Genomic DNA, 8,347 nt, shown 5'->3' on the forward strand with positions numbered 1-8,347 from the left:
ATCTGAATGATACTAACTGTTAGAAGACATTAACTATTTGATTTATATAGATTTCTTACTACTAATATTTTTCTCGCTGAATTAGCCATTTCGAGCTGAAACAAGGAATGGCTTCCCGACCTTAGCCCGGTAGAAATTCGTAAAACTCATGATTTTAAAACCAGCTTTACAGCTGAAGAGAACAGGATCAGAGTAGCGACACCTACAAAATAAATAGCAGTATCTACATGAAAACCTGGCTTTCTCTGATTCTTGGCCTTCCCACGGCCAATGCCACTGAACGAATGCGTGCGTGGCGTGCCCTGAAAGCATCAGGTGCGGCGGTTTTGCGCGATGGTGCCTATCTGTTGCCGGACACCGACGCCTGTCGTGAAACGCTCGCCGCTGTCGAGCGCGACATCCTGGCGATCAATGGAACTGCTTACATCCTGCCCGTGGTCGATCCTAATGGTGAGCGCTTTATCGAGCTGTTCGACCGTAGCGAGGACTACAGCAAACTGCGCACCGAGATCGAAGAATGCCGGGGTCAACTCACGACTGAGAATGCACTTACCACCACCAAGCAGATTCGCAAGCTGCGTAAAGCCTACGATCAGCTGACCGGCATCGATTACTTTCCAGGCAGGCCGAAACAGCAGCTTGATTCGGCTTTGCAGGAGCTAGAGACGGCGGTCAGCAGAGCCCTGTCTCCAGATGAGCCACACAGCCGCAATCAACCAATCACGCCACTTAATCTTGATGATTATCAGAGTCGTGTTTGGGCAACACGCAAGCGTCCCTGGGTCGACCGGCTGGCCTGTGCATGGCTGATTCGCCGCTTCATTGACCCGCAGGCTCAGATCCTCTGGCTGAACACGCCACAAGATTGTCCGGTGGATGCACTGGGCTTTGACTTCGATGAGGCAACCTTCAGCCATGTGGGCAATCGCGTGAGCTTCGAAACTTTACAAGCCAGCTTTGAACTTCAGGAGCCCGGCCTTAACCGTATCGCGGCCTTGGTGCATTACCTCGATGTTGGAGGCATTCAGCCGGTGGAGGCTGCCGGTGTCGAGCGCGTGCTGGCCGGTCTACGCGAAACCATTACCCACGACGACCATCTGCTGGCTGCCGCGAGCGCGATCTTCGACGGCCTGCTCGCCGGGTTTGTGAAAGAGGAACAACCCAATGAATAAGGTTTTCGCACCCATGGTTGAAGAAGAATTGTCGAGACCTGATCCGATCAGTTTGCGTGAGGCGTTCTGGTTCTGGTTGAAGCTCGGATTCATCAGCTTCGGCGGGCCTGCGGGACAGATCTCGATCATGCACCAGGAATTGGTAGAGCGGCGGCGCTGGATATCCGAGCGCAGATTCCTGCATGCCCTCAACTACTGCATGTTGCTCCCTGGGCCAGAGGCTCAGCAGTTGGCAACCTATATCGGCTGGCTGATGCATCGAACCTGGGGTGGGGTGATTGCTGGCGTACTGTTTGTGCTGCCTTCGTTGTTCATCCTGATCGCTTTGTCGTGGATGTACATCGCCTTCGGCGAAGTGCCTGTGGTGGCTGGGCTCTTCTATGGCATCAAGCCTGCCGTGACCGCCATCGTCGTGCAGGCGGCCCATCGAATCGGCTCTCGGGCATTGAAGAACAATTGGCTGTGGGCGATAGCAGCAGCTTCATTCACCGCCATCTTCGCATTCAATGTTCCGTTCCCGTTAATCGTTCTGGGTGCCGCTTTGATCGGCTATGTCGGCGGACGCCTAGCACCCGAGAAGTTCAGAGCCGGGGGCCATAGCGCCGCCAAAAAGTCCTTCGGCCCGGCCTTGATCGATGACGACACCCCATCCCCTGAACATGCCAGCTTCAGCTGGCCGAAGCTGGTGTTGCTGGCCTTCGTCGGCGCAATGTTGTGGGCCTTGCCCATGGGCGTCCTGACCGCACTTTTTGGCTGGGAAGGCACCTTGACCCAGATGGGCTGGTTCTTCACCAAAGCCGCATTACTGACCTTCGGTGGGGCTTATGCGGTGCTCCCTTATGTCTACCAGGGCGCGGTCGGTCACTACGGCTGGCTGACCCCGACACAGATGATAGACGGGCTGGCCTTGGGGGAAACCACGCCAGGGCCGCTGATCATGGTGGTGGCCTTCGTAGGCTTTGTCGGGGCCTATGTCTTGCAGGTGTTCGGTGCCGATCAGGTGTTTATGGCTGGAGCCGTCGCAGCTTCCCTGGTGACATGGTTCACCTTCCTGCCCTCGTTCCTGTTCATCCTCGCCGGTGGCCCGCTGGTGGAGTCGACCCACAACGAACTCAAGTTCACTGCACCGCTAACTGCCATTACAGCGGCAGTAGTTGGAGTGATCCTCAATCTGGCGTGCTTCTTCGGCTATCACGTGCTTTGGCCGAAGGGCTTCAGCGGTAATCTGGACTGGCCCTCTGCACTGATCGCCATTGCGGCGGCAGTTGCCTTGTTTCGCTTCAAACGGGGCGTAATCCAGGTGCTGATGGCCTGCGCACTCGTCGGCTTGGCAGTGCATCTGTTGCGGTAAAACACGAGTCATATAACAGTCTTTGGCGGGCACCGGGCCCGCCTGATCACCCAGCCTATAGAGCTAGGTAGGAGGTGTTCCATGAGGTGGATTACCCGTGAACGACCCAAGATCGACCGCATCGCCTGTCCCTGGCTGATCGCTCGCTTTATCGATCCTCAGCCCGAGTTTTTATACGTGCCTAGCGGCGATGTGCTGCGGATTGCAGCGGAGAAAGACGCAGCGCCCTACGATATTCCCGGCGTAGAACTGACTCACGAGGGAGAGCTGTGCAGCTTCGACGCGTTTATGAAGAAGTACCAGCTCAATGAGCCCGCCTTGCGGCAGTTGGCCAAGATCGTGCGTGGCGCAGATACTTCGCGCCTGGATCTGACGCCGCAATCAGCGGGGTTATACGCAATATCCCTTGGGCTGTCGCAGCGCTATTCCGACGATCATGAGATGCTGGCGCACGGACTGATCGTGTATGACGCACTCTACGCTTGGTGCAAAGAATGCCAGGGTGAATCCCATAACTGGCCTCCACAAATGTGAAGAGGCTACAAGCACTGAAGCCCAGTCCAAGACTGGGCTTTTTGCATTAGTGGCAGTAGTAGTCATCCCCTGCGGGGCCGCGATGGCAAGCCTTAGCTACACGACCCGACTCGATCAGCTTTGGACGATCAAATGCCAATAGAGACCTATTTGCCGGGCTTAGGACTCAGAACAACAACCTTTCCGCTGGAGACGGCTTTAAGCTCCGCCAATTCAAAAAGCAGGCGTTGGTTCACAGACGCTATTCGAGCAAGCTCGGCCAACAATTGGTCATTTTCGGCGCGAAGTGCCCTGGTTTTTTGCTTCTCATCCATCAGCGCCTGATGCTTCGAATCACGTTGGGCGCGCACCGACTTGCCCATGAGGGTGCGAATCCTCTCTGCCACCGCTGGGTAGGTGTTATGAATGAGACCAGGCGTAACACCTGCTGCTCGGGCAACCGAGGCAATGGAAAGCTTTTCGTTACCTGCGACAAGACCATCAATGACCTTATCAAGGACATCAAGGGTCTTCGACCTTGAACGACCCGAGGGCTGACCTTCAGTGGGCCTAGTTGCCATTGCCAGCCTCGTCCATATCGTCGTTTACTGGAGAAAGACCCAAGCTGGAGATGACATCAAGTGCAATCTGCAAATCGCGCTCTGCGCGCTGCCTTACGGCAGGGCCAGCGTCTTCGATTTTGATCAGCTCCTGCTGTTGGCTGTAAATATCCTGCCAGGTGCCAGCGAAAAACTCATCAATCACCGAATTTTTGCAACCCGGACACCGTGTAGCTTCATAAAGTCCAGCACCTCCGCAGCCACGCTCTGTGGCGATGCACCAGCCATGTCCTGTCGCACGAATATTGGCATGAGGGGCAGTCTGGGCAAGCAAAGCGGCTCTATCCTTGATTGGAATTGCCCTCAACTCCACAATCTTTTCACCCGCCCCGCCGGCCAATGGCTGATCGTCGAGCCATGATTCGATCAGGTCAATTTTAAACTCGGTCATCTGCTGCAAGATCTCATCGAAAAGTGTCAGATCTTGCTGCGGATTGGACGCATAAAGCTGGGTCATGCTCATACTGCTGTGTTTGAACTGCCATTTAAGCCAGATCAGGGAAGTACGCCCCATACGAGACTCTACGAAGCACCTTGCATATGTGCGTCTGCACTGGTGTGTTCTCAGTGGCCAGTCGCTTCCAGCGGCTTTAGCGATTCGATCAAATGCTTCGTTAGAACCCTGACCACTGAGCGCCTCAACATGTCTCACTTTGAGCTTACCCCCCTTGGCGTGCCGCCCCAGAAATAGCTTCTTCGAGTCTTTCCGAGCTTTTTCCAACCTTAAAAGATGCTCAGCGGGATTGATAGGATCTGTAGTTTTTGCAAGTTGCCTAATCTCTTGCTCAAGTTCCTTCCTGATAGTCACTGAGTATTTTGCCAAAAGATCTAGCGCATCCAAAGTTAACTCTGGCACAAGATATTCTACGCGCCCCTTGCCAGTTTTATGTTCTATTGTCGAAACCCAGCAAAATAACACCCCATTTTTTAACTCTTTGCGCCAGGCACCAACCTCAATCCCAATGGCTTCGTCATTACGCATACCGCTAGTAATTGAGACTATATACAGCACAGCATCCCTGACACGAATGGATATTCGATCATCGCTGGGATGGTAACCAATGCCGCTGACAGCCAATTCACCTTTGGCCTGCGAAACAATCTCTTCGCAATAATTGAAAATTTTGGATTGTTCGCCAGGAGGAATAATATCTGTCCGCCCTACATTCTTACCGGCAGCGTCAGCGCCGTTGATTTTACCAATTCCACAGACCCGCCATAACGACGCTACGCCCCACGGATAACTCTGTAGAGGAAATATCGTATCGGCGGAAAATACCCATAAAAAATCAATAATCCGTAAGCGTCCATACAGAGGAAGCGGCCTTAATTTCAATTCCTCTTTGCAATGGTGTACATAGTTACTGATATGGAGAGGGCGGACATCCGAAAACCTTGAAACACCAAAATTGTTCAACCAACGAACAAAAGGCATAACACTTCCGGTAGCGAAAGTAGTGATGCCGCGTGCGATTGGGGGCTTGGAGCGGGGAAGACCTCTTTTAAACCATGCGTAAGCAACCGCTTTGCAGTCATCTATAAGCGCCCGAGGCATACTCATGTCCCAGGTGATGATTTTATAAGACTCGGCAACATTGGCCTGATCAAAAAAAGGACGTAAATCCCACTGCGCGTCACCAAATCGGCTAAGGACTAATGTCTCGCCCTTCTCATTGATAATTGCACTGATCACAATAGCGTCGCGTTCTTCTGGGCTCAAGCCATTCGCTGTAACCGGCTGTGCGATAAGAACATCATATGCTTTCAATGTGGCATTAGAGCTTCTGATATTCAAATCAAGCCGCTCCGTTTCTTTTTAATAAATTCAATCTTTTTTGCCCAAAATAGGTGCGGAGAATATTCAGCTTTGGCCCTGGCTTCAGTTACCAACACAGCGTCAAATTTTCGGGAGGTGAACTCATTGATCAACCGAATATAATCAAGCTGACGTTTACGCCATTCCTCCCACTCATCAGTAATGAAATATTCAATTTCCGCATACAGAAATTGCTGATAGCTGAATAATCGATATAAATCCTCCACCGTTCCCACAATTGCATAGCTAGGGCAACCTAGGCAGTGAATGAACTCAGAGCAATGATTTACGCCATCCTTGGGGGCCCGGCTTCCGTACAAGCTATCCTTGCAGCCGCCTGGTGGGGTTGGGGTGACGTTAATACCACGTAGCTTGTCCGGAAAGGCCTCCCCAACAAAGGTTGCGCCTTCGACCTTGATCTCATCGTTAATTTTCAGATAGTGGTTATCTGCGACAGCGGGGCTATGGCCCATGACGGAGGAAACTTCCAGGATGTCACCACCGCTCAGCTTCCACAAACGGCTCTCCATAGTCTTTCGCAGCCGACTAAGCGTTACGTGCAGGCGCTCACCTTGATCGTCCTGGAGTGCATGACGCTCACAGATGTTTTTAGTCGAAACATATAAAGCGCCAGGTTTAAGGTAAACAATTTTATTCTCGCCACCTCGTTGCCCTGAGCGGTACAACCAAATATGTGAACGAATTTCTTCGGATGCAAGAGCCACAAGAGGCTTACTTATTTCGAGGGCTTTATTCAAGACTGCAACACCATCGAGCGGGATAGTGCTGAACTCATCAACCAAATTAGTTTGCCGTATCGTCTTGCTCTGCGCACCTCTCCCCCTGCGCTTGATAGTATTTAACAATCTTAAATTTGGCACAAACGGATGAGGCTTGAGTGCGTCTCTAGTCATCTCTAAAAGTGGCGTAGTGTTAATACCGGATCTTGCCGCTGTGATTAGTAGCATTACCGACATTGCCTCAGCTCCGTTACCGAGAAATGTGCCCTTATGGATAGCAATTAGGTCAGACTTCAACGCCCCAAGTAGCCTCTCCATTTCTCCCATGGAAAGCGGGTCTGCGTCCTTGGTGCTTTGAGAATTATTAGGAAATGGATTGGGAGGCAAGAGACCATCAGTATCAGCTTCAATGAACCCATAATCAGCTAGCACAATGACCAATGACTTAAAGCTGGTGTAGTAGTTCTTGGCAGTTGAACCGTTTGGATATTTTAGCTTTAGCCAAGAGATAAAACGCTCCATGTGGCGTTTTGTCAGGCCATTTGGTGTTGTCGGTGGAGAATTTATTGCTCCGCCTCCCACGAAATCAAGGAAAAACCTCAATCCATTCACAGAGTAACCAATCAACGTGGACACGGAAAAGTTACCTCCTTGCAGCAAGGCCCTGATCACATGAATACTTTGAATTGCCCAAGCGTCGAAGCCAAAGCCTAAGTATTGAGTATGGTCGAGCTGCCTATGATTTCGAGGGTTTCTCGGCAAATCAATCTTGATGCTGTCTTCGACAGACTCGAATCCTTTAGTGACGGATTGCAAGGCCGCCTTATAGTTTTTTTGCCGAGCCAACGTAACTACCTCAGGTGCGCTTAGTGGAATCCGCCATGAACATCATGTCAATTTCGTCCTCATGCGCAAGAACGGATTGAGCCTCAAGCTGGTTGATAAGATGCAAGTAAATCATTGTTGTTTGAACATCTGAATGCCCTAACCTGTCCCTGACATACAACAGCGGCTCACCCTCAAACTCTTTGCTTTTTCGAAGAGCAAGCAAAGTGTAAGTCCCATAGGTATGACGTAGCATATGGGCCCGAACATAGAAGCCACACTTTCGTTCATAGGACTTCATAACGTCCACTACGGAGTCTTTTGAATAGTGCCTGCCTTCATTAGTCAACAGCAGCGCGGTAACACTTCCATCACCATTGGACTTACGAACCTCCCGCTGATGAAGGGAATAAGACCACATGCTCTCCATCAGCGACCATGGCACGTCAATAGTTCTAGGCCGGTCATACTTGATATGCATGTCTGAAGGATCAAGAGCAACGCTAATCATTTGCCCTGGGCGCAGTCCCTTCTTCAACCTAGGGTTGAATACATATTTCAGTGGAAAAGACCTTGCCTCACAGGAGCGAAGGCCGGTACGCACCATGAGGTGGAACAGTATCTGGTGGCTTGGATCGGTATCCAGGCCAAGGCATACCTTGACCTGATCCTTTGTCAGGAATTTGGTCAAGCGCTTTCGGTCGCGAACCATCACCGAAACTTTCGTGCTCTCTGCGTCAGGTCGAGCAATATGACTGAGAAGACCGGTATGTTGCCCCGCTCTTACCCTTTTTTCACCAAATGGCAGAACTGTTATCAGGTTCCGCTGCTTAGCCCATCGGTAGAACCTAACGATCAAGGCTAGGCGATTGTTCACCGTGCCGGGATCGAGTGCTAATTCTCCGCTCGACCAATCCCTGTACCTCGACAGAACGCTCAGACCATGGGCTGGGACTTCCTCATCCCATGCCAATCCATTGGCTTCCAGGAAGGCAAAGTAATCGTACAGACGTCGTCCATAGGCTTCCCAAGTCAAATCACTTAGAGCCTCGCCTGACTCGATGAGGGTGTGCCAAAGGAAGGATTGAGCTGGCTCGACTGGCCATCCCTCTGACCCAATCAGTAAAGGAAAACCTTCAAAGGATCGACCTGCTAATGCTAGGTCTTTTGTTGCGAATACCAGCCTCATGCCGCTGCCTTAAACCACTTCCAATGAATTGCCTTATGAAGCCTGGAAACCGCTGCTCCAGAGGGGTTCACAAGGTGGCGCGGACTGTACAGGATTTACTAACGATTTCCACCCCTCAGAT

The 8,347-nt window shown here is 51.5% G+C and carries 7 protein-coding genes; 3 read left to right on the forward strand and 4 right to left on the reverse strand.

What is annotated here, in order from left to right; genetic code table 11:
* Window positions 1-227: 227 nt before the first annotated feature.
* The 3 genes from P5706_RS33850 (at window position 228) to P5706_RS33860 (ending at window position 3,057) form a co-directional block, all read left to right on the forward strand.
* Window positions 228-1,172: a chromate resistance protein ChrB domain-containing protein gene (locus P5706_RS33850; RefSeq protein WP_285684998.1), complete on the forward strand. Its 945-nt coding sequence runs from the start codon at window positions 228-230 to the stop codon at window positions 1,170-1,172.
* Entirely contained in the window at window positions 1,165-2,523 is a 1,359-nt protein-coding gene (gene chrA / locus P5706_RS33855) for a chromate efflux transporter (protein WP_285685000.1), read from the forward strand. The genes P5706_RS33850 and chrA overlap by 8 nt, the downstream gene beginning before the upstream one ends.
* Before the next feature lie 81 nt (window positions 2,524-2,604).
* Window positions 2,605-3,057, forward strand: coding sequence for a chromate resistance protein ChrB domain-containing protein (locus P5706_RS33860; protein WP_285685003.1), 453 nt, complete (start codon window positions 2,605-2,607; stop codon window positions 3,055-3,057).
* Between the two features lie 146 nt (window positions 3,058-3,203).
* Here the strand turns inward: P5706_RS33860 and P5706_RS33865 are convergent, their stop codons facing one another.
* The 4 genes from P5706_RS33865 to P5706_RS33880 are packed head-to-tail and all read right to left on the reverse strand — an operon-like array spanning window position 3,204 to window position 8,226.
* Window positions 3,204-3,617 (reverse strand): TetR family transcriptional regulator, encoded by a 414-nt coding sequence (locus tag P5706_RS33865; protein WP_285685005.1) that lies wholly within the window; start codon window positions 3,615-3,617, stop codon window positions 3,204-3,206.
* Window positions 3,607-5,451, reverse strand: coding sequence for a tyrosine-type recombinase/integrase (locus tag P5706_RS33870; RefSeq protein WP_285685007.1), 1,845 nt, complete (start codon window positions 5,449-5,451; stop codon window positions 3,607-3,609). Before P5706_RS33870 ends, P5706_RS33865 begins: the two co-directional genes overlap by 11 nt.
* Window positions 5,448-7,058, reverse strand: a complete 1,611-nt coding sequence (locus P5706_RS33875; protein ID WP_285685009.1) for a site-specific integrase — start codon at window positions 7,056-7,058, stop codon at window positions 5,448-5,450. Before P5706_RS33875 ends, P5706_RS33870 begins: the two co-directional genes overlap by 4 nt.
* A 10-nt stretch (window positions 7,059-7,068) precedes the next feature.
* Window positions 7,069-8,226, reverse strand: coding sequence for a tyrosine-type recombinase/integrase (locus tag P5706_RS33880; RefSeq protein ID WP_285685011.1), 1,158 nt, complete (start codon window positions 8,224-8,226; stop codon window positions 7,069-7,071).
* Window positions 8,227-8,347 lie beyond the last annotated feature (121 nt).

Source organism: Pseudomonas sp. ChxA (assembly GCF_030263855.1).
GTDB lineage: Bacteria > Pseudomonadota > Gammaproteobacteria > Pseudomonadales > Pseudomonadaceae > Aquipseudomonas > Aquipseudomonas fluorescens_CB.